Genomic DNA, 25260 nt, shown 5'->3' on the forward strand with positions numbered 1-25260 from the left:
CGCGCAGGGCACCGCAGGTCAGGGCGCTATACGACGCAGCTCGGTGGCGATCACGTACTCATCGGCGGTGACCAACTCGTAGTCCCGGACCACCACGCGGCCGCCCACCACCACGTGTCGCGGTCGCCGCCCGGGCGAGGCCCACAGCAGCCCGCGGACAGGGTCGGCCACCCCGGCGTCGGCGACCCCGGAGACGTCCCACACCACCAGGTCGGCCGCGCACCCCGGGTCGAGCCGGCCGAGCTCGGGGCGACCCAAGCCGTCGGCGGAACCGGCGGTGGCCATGGTCAGCACCTCGAGCGCGTCGAGGGGCCGGCCGACCAGCGGCGCCACCTGCATCGCCAGGCGCGCGTCGGCCAGCAGGTGTCCGGCGTCGTTACTGCCGCCGCCGGAGGTGCCCAGGCCCACGCGCACCCCGGCGTCCAGCAGGGCCGCGACGGGGGCGATCCCCCAGCCCATCGGCAGATCGCACGCCGGCGCGTGGGTCGCGGTCACGCCCCGGCGGGCGAGCAGCGCCACCTCGTCCGGAGTGACGTCGCACAGGTGCGCCAGGGTCACGTCGGGTTGGAGCCAGCCCCACTCGTCCAGCAGGTGCAGCGGGCGCCGGCCGTAGTCGCGGGCCGCGCGCTCCACGTCCACCTGCTCGTTGGACTGGGTCCGGCGCCGCAGGCCGTGCCGCGCCGCGACCTCGCGCAGCGCGGCGAACGTCTCGGGTCCGTCGGCGTGCACCCCGGACGGCCCCACGGCGAGCTGCCGGAATCCGTCCGCGCTGACGCCGCCGGCGCCGCGTGCGCCTGCTCCGCGCACACCTGCACCGCGCGCGCCGGCGTCCGGCAGGTGCGCGGCCACGATCGCCTCGACCGAGTCGGCGGCCGCGTCCGGGTCGTCCCCGGCGGTACCGCGCACGAACGCCAGCCTGGCGCCCACCGACTCCGCCGCGCCGAAGGCGGCGCCGGCGACCTGCACCGGATCCAGTCCCGCAGGCCAGGTCAGGTGGTGATCGCCGACGGTGGTCACGCCGCACAGCAGCGACTCCGCCAGTGCCACCCGGGCGGCGGTGAACACCAGCTCGGGGTCGACCGGCGCGCTCGCGTACGCCGCGCGCATCACGCCCAGCCACTCGGCCATCGCCACACCCCGCGTCCCGGGCAGGGTCCGGAAGGCGCTCTGCAGGAGGTGGTGGTGGGCGTTAACCAGGCCCGGGGTGATGACCCCGCCGCGGGCGTCCAGGGTCTCGAGGGCGGGGCTCGTCGTCGTCGTCGGCTCGCCTCTCTCCACAACCTCGCCGTCCACACAGGTCAGCGAGGTCGTCGACGTCACCGTCGACTCCTCCCACCCCGGCGACCACACCGCCGACGCGCCGGTCACGCGCAGCACGGAACCGCTCATGCCCGCGCTCCGACCCTGGTCGGGGCCTCGGCCCCGGCGAAGCTCCGCAGCCAGACCTTGTCGGGCGTGAGCGGGATCGACTCCTGGCGGACCCCGGTGGCGCGGGCCACCGCGATCCCCACGGCCGCCGCGACCGGGCAGTACGGGGCCTCGGACATCGACTTGGCGCCCAGGACGCCCTGGGACTCGACGGTGTCGGCGAAGAACACCTCGGTGCGCGGGACGTCCCCCATGCGCGGCGGGTGGTAGTGGCGGAAGGTGGCGTTGGTGACGGCGCCGGCGTCGTCGTGCAGCACCTGCTCGTACAGCGCCGCGCCGAGCGCCTGGGCGACCCCGCCCTCGATCTGCCCGCGCAGCTGCTGCGGGTTGAGCACCCGCCCGGCGTCCACGGCGTTCACGCTCTGCAGGACCCGCACGGTTCCGGTGTCGGGGCAGACGGCCACGCGCACACCCTGCACGGTGAACGCGGCCTGGCGCCGCAGCCCGTCGGTCGAGCCCTCCGCCGAGACCGGGAGGTAGGCGCCCGCCTCCAGCAGCGCGGCGACCCGGGTCGCCGCGCGGTGCAGTGCGCGGCCGCCGACCACCGTGCCCGCCGAGCCGAACGCCCCGGTGTCGTGGGCGAGCAGGTCGGTGTCGGCGGCGTGCAGCACCACCGCGTCCGACGCCACGCCCAGCACCTCGGCGACGATCTGGGTGTGCACGGTGGCGGTGCCGTTGCCGAACTCCGCGGTGCCCACGTAGGCGTGGACGGTGCCGTCGGCGGCCACCTCCACCCGGGCGGAGCCGTGGTGGCCGCCGGGCGGGGTGGTGGCGATCATGCACAGCGCCACGCCGCGGCCCTCGAGCCAGCCGTCCGGTGCCTGGTCGCCGCGACCGGAGGCCAGGGCCTGCTCGACGTGGTCCAGGCACTGGTCGAGGCCGTAGGAGGACAGCGACAGCTCGTCGTCCACGCCCGCGGCGCTGATCAGCGGGTCGCCGGGTCGGACCACGTTGCGCCTGCGGAGTTCGAGTGGGTCCAGTCCGGCGCGGTCCGCGAGCTCGTCGAGCGCACTCTCCAGCGCGAACTCGACCTCGCCCAGCCCGTATCCACGGAACGCCCCCGAGGGCACGGTGGTGGTGTAGACGGATTCGGCGTCGACGCGCTTGGCGGGGCTGCGGTACAGCTCCATGGACTCGGTGACCGAGTGGAACATCACGCCGGTCGAGTGTCCGCCGTAGGCGCCGGCGTCCGAGAGCACGTCCAGCGCGAGCGCGGTGAGGCAGCCGTCGGCGTCGCAGGCCGCGGTGACCGACACCCGGAACGGGTGACGCATGGTGGCGGAGGTGAACTGCTCCTCACGGCTGAGCTCCCACACCACGTCCCGGCCGGTCCGCAGCGCGGCGAGCACGGCCAGATCCTCGACGATCATCTCCTGCTTGCCGCCGAACCCGCCGCCCACCCGGGCGGCGTGGACGCGCACGTCGTCGCGGTCCAGGCCGAACACATGCGCCAGCTCGTCGCGGACCAGGAACGGCACCTGGGTGGAGGACCGGACGTCGATGGTGCCGCCGTCACCCAAGCCGCCACCCGCCGAACCTCCCTGGCCCGGTCCGCCGCCGCCCGGTCCCCCATCGATCAGGCGGGCGATCACCGCATGCGTCTCAAGGTGGGCGTGCTGCACGCGCGCGGTGCTCCACGTGCCCTCCACGACGTGCGCGGCCGCGGCGATCCCGGCGGCGAGGTCGCCGTGCTCGGCGTGGAACTGCGCCACCACGTTGCGCGACGGGTCGGCGATGCGCGAGTCGGCCCCGGCGCCCGAGTGGAGCAGCGGGGCGCCGGGCGCGCGGGCGGCCTCGGGTTCGAGGACCGGTTCCAGCACCTCGTACTCCACGTCGATCTCCAGGCAGGCCCGCCGGGCGATCGCCACGGTCTCGGCCACCACCGCGGCCACCCGCTGTCCGCGATAGCGGATCACCTGGTCGAGCACGCGGGTGTCGTCGGGGTCATCGGAGCGGTTCTGGTGGCGGGCCGCGGAGAACGGGACGCCGGGGTCGTCGTGGTGGGTCAGGACCGCGACCACACCCTTCATCGCCAGCGCCCGGCTCGCGTCGATCGAGGTGATGCGCGCGTGGGCGTGCGGGGAGTGCAGCACCGCCAGGTGGGCGCAGCCGGTGAGGTCGGTGTCCAGCGTGTAGGGCTCGCGGCCGCGGACCACCCGGTCGCTGGCGGGCGCCGCCACCGGGTCGCCGATCCGGCCCGAGCGGTGGGCGCACACTGCGCCGTCGATCCCGTCCTCGATGGCGCGGTAGCCGGTGCAACGGCACAGGTTGCCCTTCATCGCGGCCACCCGAGCAGCCGGCCGGCCGTCGCGGGCGCACGGCGCCCGATCCAGCCCGGTGACCGTGGTGACCATTCCGGGCGTGCAGTACCCGCACTGGAACCCGGCGGCCGCGGCGAACGCCTCGGGGACCCGCGCCGGGACACCCGCAGCGGTGCGGATCTCGGCGCCGTCCGCGCGGTGCGCGGGCAGCACGCAGGAGTGGGTGGGGACGCCGTCGAGCAGCACGGTGCACGCCCCGCAGTCCCCGGTGTCGCAGCCCTTCTTGACCGCGTGCACCCCGGACTCGCGCAGCAGCGTCCGCAGGCACTGGCCCGGACGTGGGTCGAGCTGGACGTCCTGTCCGTCGATGACGACTCTCATCGTGACTCCTTCCGTCCGTGAGACCCGGGACTGACCTCGTCCGCCGGTTCCCCGACGAGCTCCCCCACGAGCTCCTCCACCACGGCCGCGGCGGCCACGCCCGCGACGTGGCGGCGCCAGCGCGGGTCGCCCTGCGGGTCGGAGTACCAGTGCGGCAGCGCGCGCACGGCCTCGGCGGCCTCGGCCGGGGTGGGCGGGCGGTCCCACACCAGCACCTCGGGCGCGGGCACGGCCGCCGTGACGACGAGGGTGAGCCGGCCATCCCGGTCCAGCCGCCCCGTGACCAGCGACCCGGAGCGCCCGCTGGGCACCAGCGAATGCCGGCGCACCGCGTACCGCGCCCGCAGGCTCGACGCGGGGATCCGCAGGGCGCGCAACACCTCGCCGGGGGCCAACGCGGTGGTCCCGGGCCCGGTGACGAACCCGGTCGCCGGGAGCATCCGGGTGCTGCCGCCTGGGGTCCAGATCTCGGCGACCGCGCCCAGGGTGCACGCGGCGGCGGTCCCGGCGCCGGCCGGGAGCGCCGCGCACAGGTTGCCGCCCCAGGTGCCGCGCGACCAGATCTTCCACGAGGCCAGCAGGCACGAGAACGCGTCGTGCAGGAACGGTCGGATCGGCGCGGTGAGCGGGTGGTCCAGAACGGTCCGCAGGGTCGCGGTGGCGCCCACCCGCAGGCCGGCACCACCCTCGACACCGTCGTCCAGCGCCTCCACGTCCGGCCAGCCCAGGTCGAGCAGGTCCACCAGCCCGGAGAGGTGTTCGTGCCGCTCGCCGTGCAGGGCGGTCCCGCCGGCCAGCGGGGTCGCCCCGCCCAACAGCGCGGCGTGCACGTCGGCGCGTTCCCGCGGACGATGCAGCTCGGTGACCGTCACCAGGTCCACCGCCTTCACCCCGCCTTCGCGAGCAACCGACGCCGGGCGGCCACCACGTCGCGGGAGACGGCCTCGGCGTCCACGGTCACGACCCGGTCGGAGTCCACCACGCGGCGGCCCTGGACCCACACCCCCGCCATCGGCGGCCGCGAGCCGAGGACCAGCGCGGCCACCGGGTCGTCGATCGCCGTGTGGGTCGGGGCGTCCAGTCGCCAGAGCGCGACGTCGGCCAGGTATCCGGGCGCGAGCCGCCCGATCTCGCCGTCGCGGCCCAGCGCGGTCGCCCCGCCGACGGTGGCCATCCGCAGCGCGGTGCGCACGTCCATCGCGCGCGGGCCGCCGACCCCGCGAGCCAGCAGCAGCCCGGTGTGCATCTCCTCCCACAGCACTCCCGACTCGTTGCTCGCCGACCCGTCGACGCCCAGCCCCACAGGGATCCCGGCGGCGAGCATCGCCGGCACCCGCGCGATCCCGGCGCCCACGCGGCAGTTCGAGACCGGGCAGTGCGCGGCGGACATGCCGCCGGCGGCCATCGCGGCGATCGCGGCATCGTCCAGGTGGATGGAGTGGGCGAACCACACGTCGGGGCCGACCCAGCCCACCGACTCCATGTACTCCATGGGCGTGCTGCCGAAGCGCTCGCGGCAGAACACCTCTTCGTCGTCGGTCTCGGCCAGGTGGGTGTGCAGTCGCACGCCCCGCTCGCGGGCCAGCTCCGCACTGGTACGCATCAGCTCGCTGGTCACCGAGAACGGCGAGCACGGGGCCACCGCGATGCGGCACATGGAGTCGGAGGCGGGGTCGTGGAAGCGGTCGATCACGTCGGCGGTGCCGGCCAGGATCGCGTCGGTCGTCTCCACCACCGAGTCCGGCGGCAGCCCGCCGTCGCGGCGTCCGAGGTCCATCGACCCGCGGGTCGGGTGGAACCGCAGCCCGACGGCCGCGGCCGCCTCGATCTCGGCGGCAAAGACGTCCCCGGCGTCCGCCGGCACCACGTAGTGGTGGTCCGTGGTGGTCGTGCACCCGCCGAGCGCCAGGTGAGAGAGCCCGCCCAGCGCAGCGGTGCGCACATCGTCGGCGTCGATCCCCGCCCACACCGGGTAGAGCGTGGTGAGCCACTCGAACAGGGTCGAGTCGACGGCCAGGCCGCGGGTGAGCCACTGGTACAGGTGGTGATGGGTGTTGACCAGGCCCGGGGTGGCCACGCAGCCCGAGCCGTCCACCCGCTCGACGCCCTCGGGCACCAGCGACGCATCGCACCGGCCCGGGCCGACCGCCGCGATCCGCCCGCCCACCAGCAGCACGTGCCCGTCCGCGTACTCGGCGCCGGCGGCACCCGGGCCGTCCATGGTCACCACGGCGCAGTTCTCGATCAACACGGGACGGGACGGGGTCATGAGCGGGTTCCGATCAGGGAGGTGGGGGTGGTGGGCTGTGCGGTGCGGGTGAGCGAGCCGGGCCGCTGGTAGGCGGGCACGAATCCGCGGGCGCCCGCGGAGCGGATCATCCGTTCGGCGAGCTGGGCGTCGGCCTCGTCCGCCAGCGGGTGCAGCGACCGCGCGCCCTCCGCGACCAGCCGGCCGCCCACGTAGACGTGGGTGAGGTTCCGCAGCGAGCAGGCCAGGACGTAGGTGGCGACCGGGTCCCAGATCGGACCGGTGGCGGGCCTGGTGGGGTCGACGACGACGAGGTCCGCGTGCCTGCCCACCTCGATCGACCCCACCCGGTCCGAGATGCCGAGGGCCTGCGCGCCGCCGAGGGTGTGCATCCGCAACACCTCGTCAGCGCTGAGGATGGTGGCATCCGATCGGGCGGCGCGCTGGGTGTACAGGCCGATCCGCATGTTCTGGAACGGGTCGGAGACGTCGGTGCAGGACTGGTCGTCGAGCCCCATGCCGATCCGGATGCCCGCGTCGCGGTACCCGGTGATGTCGGCGATGCCCGAGCCCAGTCGCCCGTTGGAGGTGGCCTGCCAGATCACGGCGGTGTCCGTGGCGGCGACCCGGCGGACCATGTGCTCGGTGGGGTGGACGAAGTGCCCGAAGGAGAAGTCCGGACCCAGCACCCCGGCGTGGTCGTACCAGTCGAACTTGGCCCGCTGGACCTCCAGGTGCTCGGCGGTCTCCACGAAGTGGGCCTGGTTGCCCACCGCGTGGCGGGCCATCATCTCCCGCTCGCGCTCGGCGGTGACCGGCGAGGACGACCACTGCACCGAGCCGAAGACCGACCCGCCCAGGTCGAGTGCGGCCGGCACGGTGGCGAGCCGGTGGGCGGTGACGTGGGCGAAGGCGTCGAAGGAGTCCTGCTCGGGCAGCTGCTCGTCGTCCAGCCGGATCGAGGTGACGCAGCGCAGTCCGGAGTCTGCCTGGGCGTCGACCTGGCGGGTGAGGAAGTCCACGTCGTGGACGCGCTCGGCTACCAGCGTCGAGGTCGAGTGGTCGAACACCGCCACCACCCGGCTCTGGGTGAAGTTGTAGGCGCTGGTCACGCCGTTGCGCAGGAAGTCCAGGCTGCCGGCGAGGGTGAGCCAGTACAGGTCCTCCGCGGTGGCGCCGACCAACATCTCGCCCATGCGGCTCACCCAGTCGTACAGCGTGGAGTCCGGTGCGATCCCGCGCATGCCGGCGGTGAACAGGTGGCTGTGGGCGGAGACGAACCCGGGCGCGAGCATCGCCCCGCCGAGGTCGTGGACGGTGCCCGGCAGTCCCGGGGGCGGGTCGCCGGGCCCGAGATCCGCGATGATGCCGCGACTGTCCACGTGGACCCAGCCGTGGAACCAGCGCGGGGCGGCCGGGTCGGCCGCGACCGGGAGGACCAGGGCGTCGGTGAAGGTGATCATGGGTTCTCTCGTCTCTCGGTATCAGCCGTCGTCGGGAATCAGCGGGCCACAGGGCGGGCCACAGGGCGGCCGGTCACCCCGGGAGCTCCTCGGCGTGCCAGCTGCCGTCTCGCGACTGGAACCGACGTCGGTGGGAGGGCTCGTCCATCCCGGCCGTCCAGAAGGTCACGGTCTCGGGCCGCAGGCGCAGCCCCAGCCAGGTGTCGGGCGCCTGCTCCGGACTCGGCCCGAACCGCTCGACGGCACCCGCCCACATCCGCCGCCTGCCCGGCGGCGGGAGCAGGGCCGTGGCGGCGTCGTTGGTCCAGGCCAGCAGCTTGAGGTAGTCGCTGCGCAGTAGATAGCTCGCCGACTGCTCCTGCGGGTCGGTGGGGACCACGGTGCCGGTGACCGTCAGCTGACGAGTCCGGTCCTCCGAGAGCACGACCAGCGTCGCGCGCGCCTCACCCTCGAGGTCGCGGACCTTCTGTGACCGCGAGTCCGTGTGGAAGGTGGGTCCCTCGGTGGTCGCGCCGGAGACCAGCAGGTGCCGGCAGTGCGGCGTGCCGTCGGGGCCGACCGTGGCCAGGACCCCCAGGGGCGGAGCTGCGGGGTCGATCGCCAGCCATGCGACCATCGCGCCCAGCGGGTCGTCCCAGGGACGGGGCATGCTCGTCGTCGTCATCATCTCCGCCTCTCTCATCTCCGCCTCCGTCATCTCCGAACTCCCCACATCACCGAGGCGGCCGGGGCGAACTCCGCGATCTCGGCCAGCGCGCCCGCCACAACGGCCACGTGCTCGGCCACCAGTCGCTCCCCGGTCGCGGCGTCGGCGCCGGTGGGGTCGCCGATCACGCCGGTGTCCGACAGGTCGTCGGCCAGCCAGCCGAAGCGGACCGGGCCGGTGAAGCCGATGTGCTGGCAGTCCGCGAGCGCCGCCGGCACCCGGGCCTGCGCTTCTGTCATGTCCACCAGCTCGGGATGCAGGTGCAGCATCATCGACGTCTCCGCCCAGCCCGCGTGGATCCCCATGCCCAGTTCGGTGGGGCCGGGCGTGGCCTTACCGGCGTAGAGGAAGGTCCGCAGCCCGAACCGGCGACGCAGTTCGCGCAGCGCCACCTCGAGCAGCGCGGAGTTGCCGCCGTGGCAGTTGACAAACAGCACGCGGGTGAACCCGCTCGCCCGCAGTGCCGAGCCCAGCTCGACGACCTGGCGGAACAGGGTGTCGGCCGAGATCCACAGGGCGCCGGGAAGGTTGGCGTGCTCGTCGCTCTTCGTGTAGCCGAGCGGGGGCATGAGCCAGGCATCCACCCCGGCTGTCCCGGCTGTCCCGGCGGCGGCGAGCGCCACCGCGTGGGCGGCCACGTGCTCGGCCACCAGGAGGTCCGTCGCGAGCGGCAGGTGGGGCCCGTGCGGCTCGATCGCGCCCGCGGGGATCACCGCGATGGGATCGCCCGCCCCGACCCGGCCGGCCTCGGTGGTGGTGAGGTCGGCGTAGCGCCGCCCCGGTCCGATCACGCCTCCCACCGCCCCGGGTTGAGCAGGCCGAACGGGTCGGTGCGGGCGGCCAGCACCCGGACGGCCTCGGTGCCGTGGTCCACGCGGTACTGGTGCGGCGAGTGCACCAGCACGCCCAGCGCCTCGAGCGCCGGCACGCCGGCGTAGGCGGCCTCCGGGGTGGAGTAGTGGCCGTTGAGCATGCCGAACATCCGACCGTGACCGGCCTCCAGGTGCAGCGTGCCGCCCGGGTAGACGGCCTCGACCTCGTCGAGACGCTCGACCAGCGTGTCGCCCTGCACCTCCATGTGGAACCAGGTGTCGGGCTCGGCCTTCTGGAGCCAGTGGGTGGGGTGGTTGTAGGAGAGCGTCGAGACCTTGATGGACTCGTTGACCCCCGACCGCACCGCCTCGATCACTCCCCCGGCCTCGGCGACGATGGCCCGGACCTCGTCGACGGCGGCGACGTCGACGATCGCCCGCAGGCTCGCCCGCCCGGCGGGGATGGCGTCGTCGGCGGGCAGGCACGACGCCACGTGTGCGCCGTCGGCCGAGCACAACCGCGGCGCCGGCTCCACCCTGTGCACCCGCTGGACGGCGGCGAACGCGTCGTGGTGGTCGTCGAAGCTGGCGTACACGCAGCGCCAGTCCTGCAGCGGTTCGATCCGCACCGTGGCGCGGACGATGATCCCCGCCACGCCGTAGGTGTGGACGAACGGTTGGGCGTCAGCGCCCTCGAGGTGCACGATCTCGGCATACTCGTGCGCGAAGACCACGTCGAGCGCCTCGACGAACCCCTCGTGGTTGCGGCCGTGGACGATCGTCCCCGTGCCGGCCGAGCCCCCGGCGAGGAACCCGCCGAGCGTCGACTGGACCGTGGACGGGTACATCCACAGCTGGCTACCGTGTTCCGCCACCTGCTTCTCCAGGGTGAGCATGCGGGCACCGGCCTCGGCGGTGACGGTCCCGGCCTCCGGGTCGACCTGGTCGATCCCGCGCAGCGCCGTCAGGTCCAGCACCAGTCCGCCGTGCAACGGGATCACCTGCCCGTAGTTCCCGGTGCCCTTGCCGCGGGAGGTGATCGGCACCCGGCGCCGCACCGCCGCGCGCACCACCGCCGGGACCTGCTCCACGGTGACCGGCCTGCACACGACCTCCGGGCGGCCGAGCGGCCACTGCTCCCGCAGGATCGGACTCAGGTAGGACCCGTCTACCGAAGCCTTGTCGAGGGTGCGGTCGTCGGTGTGGACGGCGTCCGGGCCGACCAGTTCGATCAGGTCGGCGACCAGTCCGGCGATGTCAGCGACGGGTTCGGCGGTGCCGACTGCGCCGACGTTGCCGGCGGCGGGCATCGGGGTGCGGGTCATGGGTGGTCCTCCGGGACGAGGGGCGGGAAGTGATGGACGTGGCCGGTGGGCACGGCCGGGAGAAGAGCCCGGGTCAGCTCAGTACCCCAGCGAGATCGACGGGTCGATGAACTCGTTGGTCATGACTGTCTCCGGCGTCATGGGTTCGGCGATCTCGATGCCGGCCTCGGCGAAGATCGGGCGGTTGAGCTCGATGAGCCGCTCCCAGCGCGCGGGGTCGAAGTCGCCGATGGTGCCGTTGGTGCCGTCGCTGACCAGACCGAGCTCACGGATCGTCTTGAGCCCGTAGTCGGCCTGCTCCTGCGAGTAGACCCAGCCGGTCGAGTACTGATCGACCATGTCCAGCATCAGGTCGGTCGTCGGCTGCGGGTCGGCGAGGTAGTCCACCACGCCCTGCTGCAGCACCGGGACCAGCTTCTCCAGGCACGGGGTCAGTTCCTCGACCTCGCCGGAGCGCACGCTCACGGCCGACTTGTAACTGGGATAGCCGGCGTCGTGGACCAGCTGGTAGGCGATCGGCTTGTTCCACTCGGGCAGGTCGTTCTCGTAGACGTACAGCTCGCTGGAGACGAAGCCCTGCTGGGCGGACTTGCCCTGATCGGCCACGAAACTGGAGGTCGACCCGTCGTAGCTGCCGTCGATCTGGCCCTCGTCGAGGATCCCGGCGCCGGTCAGGTAGCGCCAGTAGGTGTCGGTCTCGAAGGTCAGGACCCGGGCCTCCTTCTCCTTGAGGTCGGCGATCTCCTTCACATCCGGGTAGGTCTCCGGGTCCCACATGATCATCATCGGGTTGATCTCGAAGGGGGCGAACACGGAGGTCACCGGGTTGCTCGAGGACACCTGGATCGCCTGGTCGGCGTCCACGAAGCCGAGCGTGATGTCCGGGTCGGTGTACATCTGCGCTGACACGGCCTGGAAGCCGATGGCGGGTCCGCCGACGCGGATCTCCACGTCGACGCCCGTGTACTCCCCGGAGCTGAACAGCGGACCGGAAGCCTTCTTGGCACCCGCGTCGATCTTCGGGTCGGGGCCCAGGAGCTCGTAGATGTGGCCGTGTTCGGCCTCGGGGTTCCAGTCGGTCTGGACGACGACGGTGGCCGGGCAGACGTCGCTGAGGTCGACGGCCCCGATCTCCCCGCTGTAGCCGGAGGCCTCGGCGGAACCGGAGTCCCCACCGCAGGCGGTGAGGGTGGAGAGGGCCAGCGCGCTGAGGACGGCTCCGGTGGTCAGGTGACGGACGGTGCCCCGTGCGCGTGTCGGGCGGAGGTTCATGGCTGGGCCTTTCTGTCGGGCGAGTGGAGGAGAACGGGAGGGTCGAGCAGGCTCAGGCGTGTCGCCAGAACCCCTGGTGGACGTCATGCGCTCCGGGGACGTCCAGCGGGCCGATCACCTCGACGGGCCGGCGGCCGCGGGCGAACACCTCGCGGCACGGCATCGCCATGGTGAGGTTCTAGGGGTCGTCACCGGTGAGGACGGCGAGGTCGGTCTCGGACAGGGCGTAGACGACCCGGCCGAGGCCGGCCCAGTACGTCGCCCCGGCGCACATCACGCACGGCTCGGCGCTGGACACCAGGGTCATCCCGGCCAGCTCGTGGGGCTCGTACCGCTGCCCCACCGCCCGGACGACGTTGGTCTCGGCGTGGCCGATGAGGTCGTGCTCGCTGCCGACGGTGTTGGTGGCGGAGGCCACCACCTCGCCGTGGGCGTCGACCACGATCGCGCCGAAGGGGTGGTTGCCCTCCGCGCGCGAGCGACGGGCGACGTCCACCGCGGTGAGCAGGTGGGGCGCCCAGTCCCGCACGGCCGTCGAGGTCACTTCATCCCGATCGACGGGTCGATGAACTCGTTGGTGAGCACCGTCTCCGGCGAGACGTCCGGAGCGAGCTCCACGCCGAGGGTGCCGTAGGCGTCCTTGAGGATCTCGACCATCTCGGCCGCGCGGGCGTCGTCGAAGTTGCCGATCGTGTCGTCGGGTCCGTTGCCCACCAGTCCCAGCTCGAGCATCGTCTGGTGGGAGTGCGCGGCCAGCTCGGGGCTGTAGACCCAGCCCGTGGCGTACTGCTCGACGATGTCGGTGATCAGCTCATTGGTCTCGGCGGGGTCGCTCATGTAGTCGACGGTCGCCTGCTGCAGCACCGGGACCAGCTTCTCCAGGCACGCGGACTGCTCCTCCAGCTCGGCCGACCGGACCGAGACCATGGACTTGTAGATCGGGTACCCGATGTCGTGGAGCAGCTGGTAGCTCACCGGCTTGCCCCAGGCGGGGACCTCGTTCTGATAGATGAACGGCTCGGCGCTGGCGAAGCCCTGCTGGGCCACCTTGCCGCCGCCGGCGACGAAGTTGGACGGCGATCCGTCGTAGCTGCCGTCGGCCTGCGCGGGGTCGAGGATGCCCTTGCTCGTGAGGTAGTTCATGTAGACGTTGCCCTCGAAGTACAGGACGCGCGCGCCGGTCTCCTTGAGGTCGGCGATCCCCTTGACCTGCGGGTACGTCTCGGGGTCCCACATGATCATCTGCGGGTTGATGTCCAGCGGCGCGAACACCCCGATCGTCGGGTTGTCCAGCGACGTCTGGACGGTCTGGTCCGAGTCCACGTAGCCGAGAGTGATATCCGGGTCCTGGTACATCTGCGCGGTGACCTGCTGGAAGCCGATCGCCGGGCCGCCGGCCCGGACCTCCACGTCCACGCCGGTGTACTCACCCGAGGTGAACAGCGGGCCCGAGATGGACTTGGCCCCGGCATCGACCGCGGGATCGGGGCCGAGGAGTTCGTAGAGGTGGCCGTGCTCGGCCTCCGGGTTCCAGTCGGTCTGGATGACGATCTCGGCCGGGCAGACGTCGCTGAGGTCGACTGCGCCGATCTCCCCGCTGAAGCCGGAGGCTGCGGATTCGGAGTCCCCACCGCAGGCGGTGAGGGTGACGGCGCCGAGGGCGCAGAGCGCGGCCACCGAGACGGCGGCGCGGGGGGTGACGGAACGGCGCATGGCTTCTCCTGGAGTGGTGCGAGCGGGACGGGCGGGCGAGCTGACTGCCGAGGCAGTATTGACGTGATCAATACTCACGAGTCAACCGCTCCCGTGTTTCGGCGGTGTTGCGGGTGGTGACGAGTGCTGTAACGAGCTCGGCTGTCGTGACGAACGGCTGTCGTGACGAACGGCTGACGTGACGAACTGGGCGACCAGCTCAGTGCGAGTCGTCCGGGTTGTACCAGCGCCCCACGACCTTGCGGGAGAGCAGGCCGAACACCAGGAAGACCAGCACACCGAGCAGCGAGGCCAACAGGATCGAGGCGAACAGCTCCGGCGACTGCAGCCGGGCGCGGAAGGTGTCGATGAGGATGCCGATCCCGGGCTCGCCCTGCTTGAAGAAGAAGTCGCCGACGATCGCGCCGACCACCGACAGCCCGGCCGCCACGCGCAACCCCTCGAACACCGCCGGCAGCGCCGCCGGCGCCTCGAGCTTGCGCAGCACCGTCAACCGGCTGGCGTGATGCAGGGTGAACAGCCGGCGCAGGCCGGGATCCACGGACTTGAGCCCGAAAAGGGTGTTGGACACGATCGGGAACAGCGCGATGAGCACGCACACGAAGACGCGAGCGGTGAACCCGAAGCCGAACCAGAACCCGATGAGCGGCACGAGCGCCAGGATCGGGATGCACTGCAGGACCACCGCGTACGGGAACAGTGCGCGCTCTGCCCACCGCTCCTGACTCATCGCGATCGCCCACACCACGCCGATCACGAACGCGATCGCCAGTCCCGTCAGGGCGACCACCGTGGTGCGCCCGAGCGCCTCGAACATCGCCGGGACGTTGGGCCCGAACAGCCCGTCCGTGATCACCACGTGCGGCGGCGGCAGCAGGAAGCGTCGCGACGGCTCCAGCACCCCGTAGCTGACCAGGTACCACACCCCCAGCACCGCCGCGAGCACCGCCAGCGGGCCGCCGAAGCGCACCACGGGTCCGTCCACCGAGAACCGCGGCCCCCTGCGGGCCGGGGCCACCGGCGCGGCGGCGGACCCCCCTGCCAGGTCGAGACCCGGGTCGTGGCCGCCGGTGGGGACGAACCCCTCGTCGTCGTCGTTCTGGTTCTTTACGGTCTCTCTCGCAACCGTGGCCCCGGCGTCGCGGGCGGTGATTCCGGCCATCAGTGTGCCTCCTCGAGTGCTTGGGAAACCTCGCCGACGAGGTTCATGTAGTCCGCGGTGTAGCGGATCTCGGGGTCGCGGGGCACGTCGAACGGCACCTCGACCTCGTGGACGATGCGCCCCGGCCGGCCCGACATGACCACCACGCGGGTGGACAGGTAGACGGCCTCGGCGACCGAGTGGGTGATGAACAACCCGGCGAACTTCTTGGCCGCGAACAGCCCCAGCAGCTCGTCGCCGAGCCGCTGCCGCGTGATCTCGTCGAGGGCGCCGAACGGCTCGTCGAACAGGAACAGCTCGGGATCCAGGGTCAGCGACCGGGCCAGGGAGACGCGCATCTTCATGCCGCCGGACAGCTCCCGCGGCAGTGAGTCCTCGAACCCCGCCAGGCCGACGAGGTCGATCGCCGCCGCCGCGCGCTCACGCCGTTCCGCGCGGGAGAGTCCGTCGAGTTCGGCGAGCATCTCCACGTTCTGCGCGACCGTGCGCCACGGCAGCAGGGTCGCGTCCTGGAACACGTACCCGATGCGGTCGGTGCCGGTCTGCATGTAGCCGTCGGTGTGGGTGGCGAGCCCGGAGGCCAGGCTGAGCAGCGTCGACTTGCCGCACCCGGACGGCCCCACCACGCTGACCAGCTCGCCGGCGCGGATCCGCAGGTCCACGCCCTCGAGCGCGCGGGTGCCGTTGGGGTAGGTGACGCCGACACCGGAGAAGCCCAGGATCTCGGCTCCGGGACGGACGGCCTCCACCGCCCTCGAGTCGGTAGGGATGGTGGTCATGAGGTCTCCTCGCTGGTGGAAACAGTGGTGGGAACAAGAACAGGAACGGGGACGGGGACGGGCGCGGGGACGCACGGGTCGACGACGACGACGAGTTCGCGCGCCGACACCACGCGGCCTGCGTGCAGCACGATCCGGGCCGCGGGCGCGTCGGCGATCACCTCGTCGAGCCCGCCGGCCTGCACCAGGAGCAGATCGGCGCGGCGACCGGGCAGCGGGCCGGCGGGCGGCAGACCCATCACCTCGCGGGCGCCGTCGGTGACGAGGTGCCACGCGGTCTCCAGGTCCAGGTGGGCGGCGACGACCAGCAGCATCGCGGTCTCGGTCGCATCGGAGCGGCCGACCGGGTTGAACGGGTCACGCACGTTGTCAGCGCCCGCGGCCACGGTGACGCCACCGTCGAGCAGGGCCCGCACCGGCGGCAGCCCCCGGGAGGTGGACGTGGTCTGCCCGCGCCCCTGCAGGTAGAGGTTGGTGACGGGCAAAGTCACCACGCCGACATTCGCGGTGCTCAGCGCGGTCGCGGCGGCCGCCTGCCCGGGGGCGGTCAGCGCGCCGATCCGGCAGCAGTGCCCGGCGGTGCGGCCGCGGTCCGGCGCCCACGACGACACGCGGTCGGTGAAGACCGTGAGCATGCCGTGGTCGCCGTCGAGGAACTCGTCCACATGGAGGTCGATGCCGGTGCCGAGCTCCTCTGCCAGGTCGATGAGCCGGTGGGTCTCCGCGGCGGGGTCGGGCGCGATGTGCGGAGCACCGCCGACGAGGTCGGCCCCGGCGGCGATCGCGGCCCGGGCCACCTCCGCCGGGTCCGCGTCGCGGACCATCACTGCTATCTGCAGGTCCAGAACGTCTGCCAGTTCCGCGCGGACCCGGACCAGGGCGCGCACCCCGCGCAGCGGGTCACCCTCGCTGTGCAGGTCCACGTGGCTCCGCACGGCCGTCGTGCCGTTGGCCACCAGCCGCCGGGCGGCGGTGATCGCACGGCCGTAGATCTCGTCCTCGTCCACGGTGACCGCGAAGGCCCGCCAGGCGCCGATCGCCGCGCCCAGGTCGCCGCCCGGCGGACGGGTGGCGCCCCAGCTCAGGGCCTTGTCCAGGTGCGCGTGCGGTTCGGCCGGCGCGGTCAGTGCCAGGTACCCGCGGCCGTCGATCACCGCAGGGCCTTCCGGCTCAGTGGTGCCGGCCGGGCTTACCGCGGCAACCGTGTCGCCGGAGATGTCCACGTCGACGACCCGGCCGTCGAGCAGTCGGACCCCGGCGATGCGGTCGACCTGCCCGGGCGCCGGACCAGCGCCGGTCGGAACGGCGCGGGTCGGAACCACGTCGCTCCGCGATCGTGTGAGTGTGTCCACGGCTGGATGCTCCTCCTCTGCCGGACATTCCCTCGTCGGATCGGCTGGCGCTCTTGCGCTTCCCAAACCGACGCGGGATATTGACCTCGTCAATAACGAGCAGTCTGCTGGCCCCGTGTTTCCGGGGCATTACCTGACGGTTCCGCTGTGTAACCGTCAGGAACCGGGCAATCGTCAGGACCTGATCAGGGGGGACACATGCCGACCGAACGCGGCGACGGCCTTGGACTCATCGGTGCGCGGATCCGCCACCTGCGGCGTGGCCTGGGGTTGACGTTGGTCGAGGTGGCCGGGGAGGCCGGGATCTCGCAGCCCTTCCTCAGCCAGATCGAGCGCGGCAAGGCGGCTCCGAGCATGTCGACTCTCGAGGGACTCGCCCACGCCCTGGGGACCACGCAGGCGCACCTGCTGGACGCGGTCAATTCGCGACCCCACGTCGGCGAAACACCGGCCCCTGCCACAACCGACGCTGACGCCGACGGCGACGCCGGCGACGGCGGCAGCGACGGCAGCGGCAGCGTCGGCTCCGGCTCCGGCTCCCGCTCCCGCTCCAGCTCCGGCCCAGGAAGCCCGGTCGCCGTGCAGCGCGCGGCCGAGGGCACGACGCTCACCCGCTCCGAGGGCACAGTCGGCGGACACACCCGCCTGCTGCCGGGCGGACCCAACGACACGCAGTTCCTCGAGTTCGTCGAGACCAACCACGTTCCGGGCCGATTCTTCGAGCACCCCGGTCGCGAATGGCTGTATGTCACCAGAGGCACGGTCCTGCTCGAGGTCGGCGACTCGCTCAGCCGACTCGAGGCCGGTGACGTCGCCCGCTACGACGGCACGCTCCAGCATCGCTGGTACGTGCCCGAGGGCGGCGAGGCGTGCCTCATCGTGTCGAGGCCGGGTTAGCGCCGGCCCAGCGCGGGCCGAGCGCGGGCCCACCCCCTGACCTGCGGTGCCCTGCAGGGGCCGAGCAGGGCACCGCAGGTCAGAACGGTTGACCGCCAGTGCGCGGGGCCGGGAGGCGAGGGATTGAGGAGCGGTGAGCACCCGGCACCGGGCGGCGGGCGTCGGGCGCCGGACGTGGCGGAGCTCGGCCCACCCCTGGTCAACTCTCTGACCTGCGGTGCCCTGCAGGGGCCGAGCAGGGCACCGCAGGTCGGAACGACGGCCCGAGCACGTCACCCAGCCCTCTACCCCACCACCGGCACGATCCCGGCGGCGGCCAGACCGAGGAGCCGGGGACGATTGGCTCTGGGCGCTAGATCCCGGCGAGCCTGATCGGCCACCCGCGACCTCCTGACCTGCAGTGCCCTGCAGGGGCCGAGCAGGGCACCGCAGCCCACAGGGACTATCAACGCACGCCCCTGGAGTGTCGTAGGTCGAACGTACGATCGACCCATGACCACCACAGAGACGCCCACCACTCACGATTCCGATGCTCAGGACGCCTTCGTTCCGCCTCCCGGATTCACCACTGCTACAGGACCGGCAGTCGACGTCCTGGTCCCCGAGGCATTCGTCCGGTGGGACCCTGGCCAACAACGCGGTTATCTCGCACAGCGGGAGGTCAACGCGGCGGAGGGCCGCACCCTCTCCTACGCGTACTCCTGTGTGCGGACAGCTGGCGATCGCGACCGCTACCGCGACCCGTGGGAGACCGCGGCCTCCATGATCGGCGCCTCAATGGCCCTGTCCCGCCATTCCGCTACCCGGTTGGTGACCACCGCGGTTGAGATGACCGAGCGACTCCCCCGCACCGCCGCACTACTGACAACCGGGTGGATCGGCATCCTCGCGGCCCACACCATCGCTGAGGAGACCGCCCTGGTGGCAGACGAGCTCATGCCCGAACTCGACCGGCAGATCAGCGAGCGACTGGCCCCCACCAGGCGCCGCACCCACCCGCCCCGGCTCGGCCCGCTGCGCAAGATGCTCACCAAGACTGTCACCGCCTGCGACCCGATCGGCGCCGACGCCCGTGCCAAGCAGGCGAGACGCGATCAGGACGTGGAGATGATGCCATTGCGGGACGACCGGGCGCTCATCACCGCCACCCTCACCGCCGAGAATGCCCTCGAGATCGCCGATCGAGTCGAGGCCCTCGCCCGCTCCTCGTCCCCGGACGACCCTCGCACCATCGGTCAACTCAGGGCTGCCGGGTTACTCGCCCTCAGCCGTGGTTGGACCTGCCTCCCCGATCTGTACGGCGAGCATCCCACCGACCCGGACGCCCAGGCCGCAGCACGCCGGGTGATCATCCACGCCTACGACGACGGCTCCACGGACAACCGAGGGGTGACCTTGACCGGTTATGGACCGATCACTGGCCACACGGCCGACGAAATCGAACGAAGTGCGAGGCGCAGGATCGACGACATCTCCGATCTCGCCGACCCGAACTCCGACGCCGCCCAGCGCTACAGCCCGTCAGAAGCACTCTCCCGCTTCTGCCGGGGCCGCGACGGCACCTGCGTCTTCCCCGGCTGTCAGACACCTGCGGAGAACGCGGACCTGGACCACATCATACCCTTTGACCACGACCAGCCTGACCAGGGCGGCCGCACCACGAGTGATGACCTCGGCAGCCTCTGCCGCTGCCATCACCGCCTCAAGACCGACGGGATCTGGGCCTACTACCGGGACACAGACGGTTCCTACGTGTGGCTCCACGGCCCCAACCACCCCGCCAGGGCGGCCGACACCCGCGTCGTCACCTCTCCCTCCGGGCCGCTCGCAGGCCACGCGGCTCCACAGCATCCCGAGACCAGCCGGCGCCAGCAGGAGGCGGCTGAAGCAGGCAAGACCGGCAGCGGCGTCTCCGGTTCTCGGCGACGCCCCCACCTGCGTCATCGCCGCGCCGCCGAACGCCACAACCTCCGGGCCCAGGCGCGAGAACGGCGCCGCGCCCCGCGGACCGGGCCGACCCCGCAGCAGACGACACCGCCGGTGTCCGCGTCAGACGATGCGCCGCCGTTCTGATGGGGCGGGCGGCGTCAGTACCGCGGACTCGACGGGTACCACCCGTCTCCGGGTCGGTGCGGCCCGATCGAGCGGACTTCGCGGAACTCGAATTCGGCGAAGTCGGAGGCCAGGTCGTCCCAGTGCTCACGAGTGATCGCGGTGGTGATCGATCCTGCGATCCGGCTGATACCACCGAAGATGCCGGACAGCTGGTTGCCCGTGACGCCCATCGAGGTGCGTGCCCCGGTCGAGAAGTGGTGCAGCCGGGTCACCCACGGGGCGGTGCCGGGCTCGCGCTCGGTGAACTCGAAACCCGGGCCGAGGTAGGGGCTGCGGCCGGCGGGATGGTCGGCCGCGAAGTCGTGTACATCCGACCAGAGTGCGATGTCGCCGACCACCTCGTCGAGTTCCGGTCGCAGCCTGAGGTCCACCTCGTAACCGGTCGCGGAGATCACGACGTCGGCGCGGAAGCGGCCGGCCGCGGTGTCGATCGCCAGTTCGCGGCGGCCCTCGCTGTCCTCGACCACCGCGACCCCCTCCCAACCGCACCCGGTGTGCAGCGAGAAGTCGGGGTGGGCGAAGCACCGCCACACCGTGTGCTGGGTGGGCGGCTGAGGGAGCCCTCCGCTGAGGATGTTGAAGTCCCATTTGCGCCGGTCATCAAGATCGTAGAAGCGCTCCTGCATGCCGGGGAACTCCATCCAGCGCAGGGGGTTGGAATCCGGGACGGAGTCACGGCGCAGGAACACGCGGGCGCTAGCGGCGCCGTGGTCGAGCGCCGTGGCCGCGTTGTCGAAGCCGGAGGCGCCACCCCCCAGGACGGCAACCCGCAGTCCCCGCAGTGCGTCGAAGTCGATCGGGTCCTCGGTGTGGAACCACATGTCGCGCGGCAACGCCCTGACCATCTCCGGCACCCGCGGCCCGCCACCACCGTTCAGGCCGAGCGCAAAGACGATCCGGCGCACGGTCAGCGTCGAGTCACCTCCATCGGAGCTGGTCAGATCCACGGTGAACGGCCCGTCCGGGGTCGCGGGCCGGTGCACGGCCGTCACCCGGGTCCGGTGACGCACCTCGACGCCGGTGGTGGAGCGGTACCACCGCAGGTAGTCGTTCCAGTCCAGCCTCGGCACCAGGTCGATCGACTCCCACGCCTGCTCGCCGTAGGTCGCCTCGAACCACCGCTGCACGTGCAACGACGGCACGTCGAACTCGATGCCTCGCATGTGCTTGGGGCTGCGCAGCGTGTGCATCCGGGCGAAACGGTCCCAGCAGCCCACGAGATCGTCGGGCCCGTCGTCCACCACCAGGACCCTGTCGATCCGCTGCCGACTCAGCGCGAACGCGGTGCCCAGGCCGGCCTGCCCACCACCTATCACCAGCACGTCGAGCTGCGCGGATCCCGGTTCGCGCGGAATCCAGTCCCGGGCGTGGCTCGTCGCGGCGATGTCCTGCCGGACCCGCGCCGCCAGCGCGGCCAGGCGGGACTCTGAGTCGGGCAGCCGGCGTGAGGTGGGGGCCGGGTCGGTGCGCACGGGCGCGGGGGGCGCTGGCGTCGCCGAGGGAACGGGCGTCGCTGGGGCCTTGAGGTGCGCCGGGGTCACGGGCGGCGAGGGGGTCACGGAGGTCATGGACTTCTCCTGTGGCTAGGGGCCCGGAATCGCTCACGGGCCGGCCCGGGTCCTGTGCCCGGGCGGACACCGCGCCGCTGCCTGACTGATGACTCGCCCGCCCGGCGTCTGTCGCCCGGCGGCCGGGCCGGCTGGGCCGACCGCACCGTCGTGGTGTCGACCCCGAGTGTGGCACCAGCGTCTTACCAGCGTGTTACGCCGACGTGAGACCGGTGTGGCGTTCGACGAGAGGCCGCGATACTCGCTGCCGCGTCGCCACCTCATCGACGAATCCGGTGAGCGCAGCGCAGAGCAGAGCCGGAGCGGACAACTGGGGTACGTGACCGGTGTCCAGGGTGACCACGCGGGCGCCCGGGGTGAGCTGCTGCATGCGGCGTTGCGCCTCGATCGGCACCGTGCGGTCGCCCGTGGCCTCCACGTAGAGCCGCGGCAGGCCCCAGAATCGGCCGACGGTCCAGATGGGCGCGATCAGCCGCGCGGTCTCGACCTGCGGTCGGAGCCGACGGGCGGCCTCGATCGCGTCCGCGGCCGGCGCGTCGTGGAAGAACACCGCGACCGCGGCCTCGGGGGGGACGGAGGTCACGCGGCCGTCGGGGCTCGTCTCGAGCCACCGGGTGATCCCCACGTCCGCCGGCAGGCCGATCCCGGCGCAGAGCTCGCCGAAGTCGGTGCCCGAGGGGAGCATCATCCCGGCGACAAAGACGATCCCGGCCACCCGCTCAGGCATGAGCTCGGCGACCTGGGTGACGACGACCCCAGCGCCCGAATGGCCGACGAGGACGGCGGGCCCCTCCAGTCCCTGCACCAGTGCGCCCACGTGCGCGACCAGGGCGTCGAGGTCGACCACTTCGACCACCTCGTCGTTGTCGTTGTCGTTGTCGTTGCCCCTCCCCACGCCCGGGAGTTCCACCACGTGTGGCCGGTGGCCGACCGCGCGCAGCGGTCCGACGACGGTGTCCCACACCCAACCACCGGCCCATGCGCCGTGGACCAGGACGACGTCGGTCATGGTGTGAGCGCCGCGAGCACCCGGGCGGCCTCGCGGACCGCCGCGGTGTTGGCCTTCCCGTGCCGTGAACCGGCGAGCTTGGCGGCGATGTGGTCGCGCACGGAGATGGGCTCGTAGGCCGCGCCTTCCGCGCTCACGAATTCCGGAAGGGTGGCGACGATCGAGTCGACGTTCCCGTCGTGGAAGAAGGCTGCGGAGCGACGCCGGACGATCGTGCCGTCGACGATCGGCGGAGCGACGCGGTGCAGGGTCGACATCCACCGGTCGCCCGTCAGGCGCGCGGTGAGGTCGCCGAGGTTGACCAGCAGGCCGCCCTCGACAGGTTGGACGTCATGCCAGCTCCCGTCTGCGCCGAGCACCTGCAGGCCCGCCACACGGTCGGCCCACAGCACCGTGACCAGGCCGAAGTCCGTGTGCTCACCCATGCCCTTGAGGTCGCCGTCGAGGGTCACCGGGCCCTCGTCGAGCGCGTAGTTGACCATCCGCAGCACGTCGATCGAGTGGTCGGTGAGCGCCTCGAAGAACTCTGCGGGCTGCCCGAGCGCGTCGGCGAAGATGCGGGTCAGCGTCCGGGCGACGCGCGACGCCTCAGCGAAGTAGGTGTCGATTCGTTCGCGGAACCCGGCCAGCTGGGGCCAGACGTTGATGCCGTAGTCCGCCTCGCTCAAGTCGAGGCCGGAGAACGATCGGGCTTCGACGCCCACGTTGTACGCCTCGAAGAAGTCGTTCATCCGGTCGGCGGATTCCACGCCCAGGCTGAGACTGAGCGATTCGCTCTTGGGCGGGCTGTACCCACGGTTGGCGCCACTGACGCGATAGGCCGTCTTGGTGTCCGCGGGCAGGGCGAAGAAGTCGTCGATGGCGGAGGTGAGGCCGTCGATGGCGGTAGTCGACACCCCGTGGCCGACGATCTGGATGAACCCGACGGCCGAGCAGGCCGCGTCGATCTCTCGGGCGACGCGTGCGCGGTCTCCCGGCGACCCGTCGCCGACATAGGGCGAGATGTCGACGGTCGGGACTCGGAACTGGGGGCGAGTAGTCATGAAGACTCCTGAGGCTTCAGGTGCCGGCCGAGGTGACGGGGGCCGGGGTGCCGGGCGCCGACGCCCGCCCGGGGTCTGGCCGGGGCGCGCCGCTGTCGGTGCACTACTTGTGTATCGACTCTGTTGTATCGACAGGCGGTTCCGCCACCGTCACCGGTGTGTGACCCGCGTGTTAAGGCTGGGACGGGACGGACGGCGACAGGACGGACGACGACCACGACGACGACGACATCGCATCCGCGGAGGCATCCCAACCCCGCGCGGAGCGAGGAACCCGACCCGGACTCCCGAGTCCGGGTTGTGGACCACGTCCGTGCCAGGACCTCAGCGGTGGATTGCGACAGCTGAGTCCCTCAACCGCGCGCCAGTTCCTCCCCGGTGGTGGGCGACCAGCTCGGCCGCGATCGACAGCGCGGTCCCCGCCGCGGTGCGCGCCCCCAGATCGAGCCCGATCGGTGACGACAACCGCTGCAGGTCGGCCTCGGCCAACCCCTCCGCGCGCAGGCTCTGCACCCGCTCCGTGTGGGTGCGCCTGCTGCCCATCGCCCCGATGTACCCGGCATTGGTCCGGAGCGCCTCCACCAGCAGCGGAACATCGAAACGGGGGTCATGCGTCAGCACGCAGATCGCGGTCGAGGAATCCACCGGGGTCCGCCGGAGGAACTCGTGCGGCCAGCACCGCACCACCTCCGCGGCCGCGGGGAACCGCTCCGGGCGGGCGAAGACGGGCCGGGCATCGCACACCGTCACCTGATAGCCGAGCAGGGCGCCGAGCGGGACCAGTGCCTCCGCGAACGCCGTCGCACCGAACACCAGCAGGCGCGGCGGGGTGAGCGCCTGCACGAACACCCGGGCCGGCGCCCCCGCGACAGGGACCTCCAGGACGGCGGTGTTAGCAGTGGTGGCGGCGGGGTCGGGGTCGGCGGCGGGGTCGGCGGCGGCGGTGGCGGCGGCGGCGGTGGCGGCGGTCGGGTCGGTGGCGGGGTCGGGGTCGGTGGCGGTGTCCGCGGGGGTTGCTGCGATTCCGCCGGTGCGCGCCACGGCCTCGGCCACCGGCCCGCGGGCCCACTGCGGCACCTCGTCGTCGTCTCCGTCCCACACTGCCCACTCGCCAGCGCACGGGCCGTCCACGACGGTGGCCACCACCACCGCCCGGCCTTGTTGCCGGGCCGCGACGACCCGGTCGATCGGATGGGGCGCCACGCCGCAGAGGCGCGCGTCGACACCGATGGGGCCGTTGAGGTCAGAGGCAGCACCCGCGAGGCCGGGCACGACTCCGATGGGTTCCACCAGGACTTCGATGGTGCCGCCGCACGTGGGTCCGACGGAGAAGAGCTCGTGGCCGTCGGGGCCGAAGACGGCGGTGGTCGGCCGCCCGTCGGCGATGACCTCCTGGCAGATGGAATACACGGCGGCGTCTACGCACCCGCCAGAGACGCCGCCGATCAGCTCCCCGGTGTCGGACACGGCCATCGCCGACCCCGGGGCCAGCGGCGCCGACCGCCCGGTACCGAGCACCCGGGCGAGCGCGCAGCACTGCCCGGCAGCTCGCCACCCCACCAGTGTCTCCGCGACGATGTCCATGCGGACAGCATCACGGCGCCACGTTTCGCCGGTGTTTCGGCGGGCCGCGCTGGCTGTTACGGGTGGCTCGCCAGTCGTACCAGGTCAGCGGTGGCAGCAGCGACGGGGCAGGGTGAGGCAGTAGGCGGAGTGGCGGTCGTCG

20 protein-coding genes are annotated in these 25260 nt (G+C 72.3%); 2 read left to right on the top strand and 18 right to left on the bottom strand.

The window, feature by feature from the left end:
• Positions 1-18: 18 nt before the first annotated feature.
• From R4P08_RS09635 to R4P08_RS09700, 14 genes are all read right to left on the bottom strand, one after another.
• Complete coding sequence (locus tag R4P08_RS09635) at positions 19-1389, bottom strand: amidohydrolase family protein (RefSeq protein WP_317813595.1); 1371 nt, start codon at positions 1387-1389, stop codon at positions 19-21.
• A complete protein-coding gene (locus tag R4P08_RS09640) occupies positions 1386-4070 on the bottom strand; it encodes a molybdopterin-dependent oxidoreductase (RefSeq protein ID WP_317813596.1) in 2685 nt (894 codons plus the stop codon). The genes R4P08_RS09635 and R4P08_RS09640 overlap by 4 nt, the downstream gene beginning before the upstream one ends.
• Entirely contained in the window at positions 4067-4951 is an 885-nt protein-coding gene (locus R4P08_RS09645; protein WP_317813598.1) for an FAD binding domain-containing protein, read from the bottom strand. Before R4P08_RS09645 ends, R4P08_RS09640 begins: the two co-directional genes overlap by 4 nt.
• Positions 4952-4956: 5 nt before the next feature.
• A complete protein-coding gene (locus tag R4P08_RS09650; protein ID WP_317813599.1) occupies positions 4957-6339 on the bottom strand; it encodes an 8-oxoguanine deaminase in 1383 nt (460 codons plus the stop codon).
• A complete protein-coding gene (locus tag R4P08_RS09655; protein WP_317813600.1) occupies positions 6336-7781 on the bottom strand; it encodes an amidohydrolase family protein in 1446 nt (481 codons plus the stop codon). The genes R4P08_RS09650 and R4P08_RS09655 overlap by 4 nt, the downstream gene beginning before the upstream one ends.
• A 73-nt stretch (positions 7782-7854) precedes the next feature.
• Entirely contained in the window at positions 7855-8478 is a 624-nt protein-coding gene (locus tag R4P08_RS09660; protein WP_317813601.1) for a pyridoxamine 5'-phosphate oxidase family protein, read from the bottom strand.
• On the bottom strand, positions 8475-9287 hold the full coding sequence (locus R4P08_RS09665; RefSeq protein ID WP_317813602.1) for a creatininase family protein: 813 nt from the start codon (positions 9285-9287) through the stop codon (positions 8475-8477). Before R4P08_RS09665 ends, R4P08_RS09660 begins: the two co-directional genes overlap by 4 nt.
• Positions 9275-10609: an FAD-binding oxidoreductase gene (locus tag R4P08_RS09670; RefSeq protein WP_317813810.1), complete on the bottom strand. Its 1335-nt coding sequence runs from the start codon at positions 10607-10609 to the stop codon at positions 9275-9277. The genes R4P08_RS09665 and R4P08_RS09670 overlap by 13 nt, the downstream gene beginning before the upstream one ends.
• 93 nt (positions 10610-10702) lie before the next feature.
• On the bottom strand, positions 10703-11896 hold the full coding sequence (locus R4P08_RS09675) for an ABC transporter substrate-binding protein (RefSeq protein ID WP_317813603.1): 1194 nt from the start codon (positions 11894-11896) through the stop codon (positions 10703-10705).
• Between the two features lie 178 nt (positions 11897-12074).
• The gene (locus tag R4P08_RS09680) at positions 12075-12440 is read right to left on the bottom strand and encodes a nucleoside deaminase (RefSeq protein ID WP_317813604.1); all 366 of its coding nucleotides are present in this window, start codon (positions 12438-12440) and stop codon (positions 12075-12077) included.
• Entirely contained in the window at positions 12437-13609 is a 1173-nt protein-coding gene (locus R4P08_RS09685) for an ABC transporter substrate-binding protein (RefSeq protein WP_317813605.1), read from the bottom strand. Before R4P08_RS09685 ends, R4P08_RS09680 begins: the two co-directional genes overlap by 4 nt.
• Positions 13610-13808: 199 nt before the next feature.
• Positions 13809-14579 (bottom strand): ABC transporter permease, encoded by a 771-nt coding sequence (locus R4P08_RS09690; protein WP_317813811.1) that lies wholly within the window; start codon positions 14577-14579, stop codon positions 13809-13811.
• Positions 14580-14770: 191 nt separating this feature from the next.
• Positions 14771-15550 (bottom strand): ABC transporter ATP-binding protein, encoded by a 780-nt coding sequence (locus R4P08_RS09695; protein ID WP_317813606.1) that lies wholly within the window; start codon positions 15548-15550, stop codon positions 14771-14773.
• On the bottom strand, positions 15547-16902 hold the full coding sequence (locus tag R4P08_RS09700; RefSeq protein WP_317813607.1) for a cytosine deaminase: 1356 nt from the start codon (positions 16900-16902) through the stop codon (positions 15547-15549). The genes R4P08_RS09695 and R4P08_RS09700 overlap by 4 nt, the downstream gene beginning before the upstream one ends.
• 198 nt (positions 16903-17100) lie before the next feature.
• Here R4P08_RS09700 and R4P08_RS09705 point away from each other — a divergent pair, with 198 nt between their 5' ends.
• Entirely contained in the window at positions 17101-17799 is a 699-nt protein-coding gene (locus R4P08_RS09705; protein WP_317813608.1) for an XRE family transcriptional regulator, read from the top strand.
• 492 nt (positions 17800-18291) lie between these two features.
• Complete coding sequence (locus tag R4P08_RS09710; RefSeq protein ID WP_317813609.1) at positions 18292-19872, top strand: HNH endonuclease signature motif containing protein; 1581 nt, start codon at positions 18292-18294, stop codon at positions 19870-19872.
• Between the two features lie 14 nt (positions 19873-19886).
• Here R4P08_RS09710 and R4P08_RS09715 read toward each other — a convergent pair whose 3' ends face one another.
• The 4 genes from R4P08_RS09715 to R4P08_RS09730 all read right to left on the bottom strand — a co-directional run bounded on the left by R4P08_RS09715 (position 19887) and on the right by R4P08_RS09730 (position 25118).
• The gene (locus R4P08_RS09715) at positions 19887-21482 is read right to left on the bottom strand and encodes an NAD(P)/FAD-dependent oxidoreductase (protein ID WP_317813610.1); all 1596 of its coding nucleotides are present in this window, start codon (positions 21480-21482) and stop codon (positions 19887-19889) included.
• 193 nt (positions 21483-21675) lie between these two features.
• Entirely contained in the window at positions 21676-22491 is an 816-nt protein-coding gene (locus tag R4P08_RS09720) for an alpha/beta fold hydrolase (protein WP_317813611.1), read from the bottom strand.
• Entirely contained in the window at positions 22488-23534 is a 1047-nt protein-coding gene (locus tag R4P08_RS09725) for an isopenicillin N synthase family dioxygenase (RefSeq protein ID WP_317813612.1), read from the bottom strand. Before R4P08_RS09725 ends, R4P08_RS09720 begins: the two co-directional genes overlap by 4 nt.
• Before the next feature lie 324 nt (positions 23535-23858).
• Entirely contained in the window at positions 23859-25118 is a 1260-nt protein-coding gene (locus R4P08_RS09730; protein WP_317813613.1) for an XdhC family protein, read from the bottom strand.
• Positions 25119-25260: the final 142 nt, after the last annotated feature.

The sequence above is a fragment of the Rhodococcus sp. IEGM 1408 genome (assembly GCF_033142235.1).
GTDB lineage: Bacteria > Actinomycetota > Actinomycetes > Mycobacteriales > Mycobacteriaceae > Dietzia.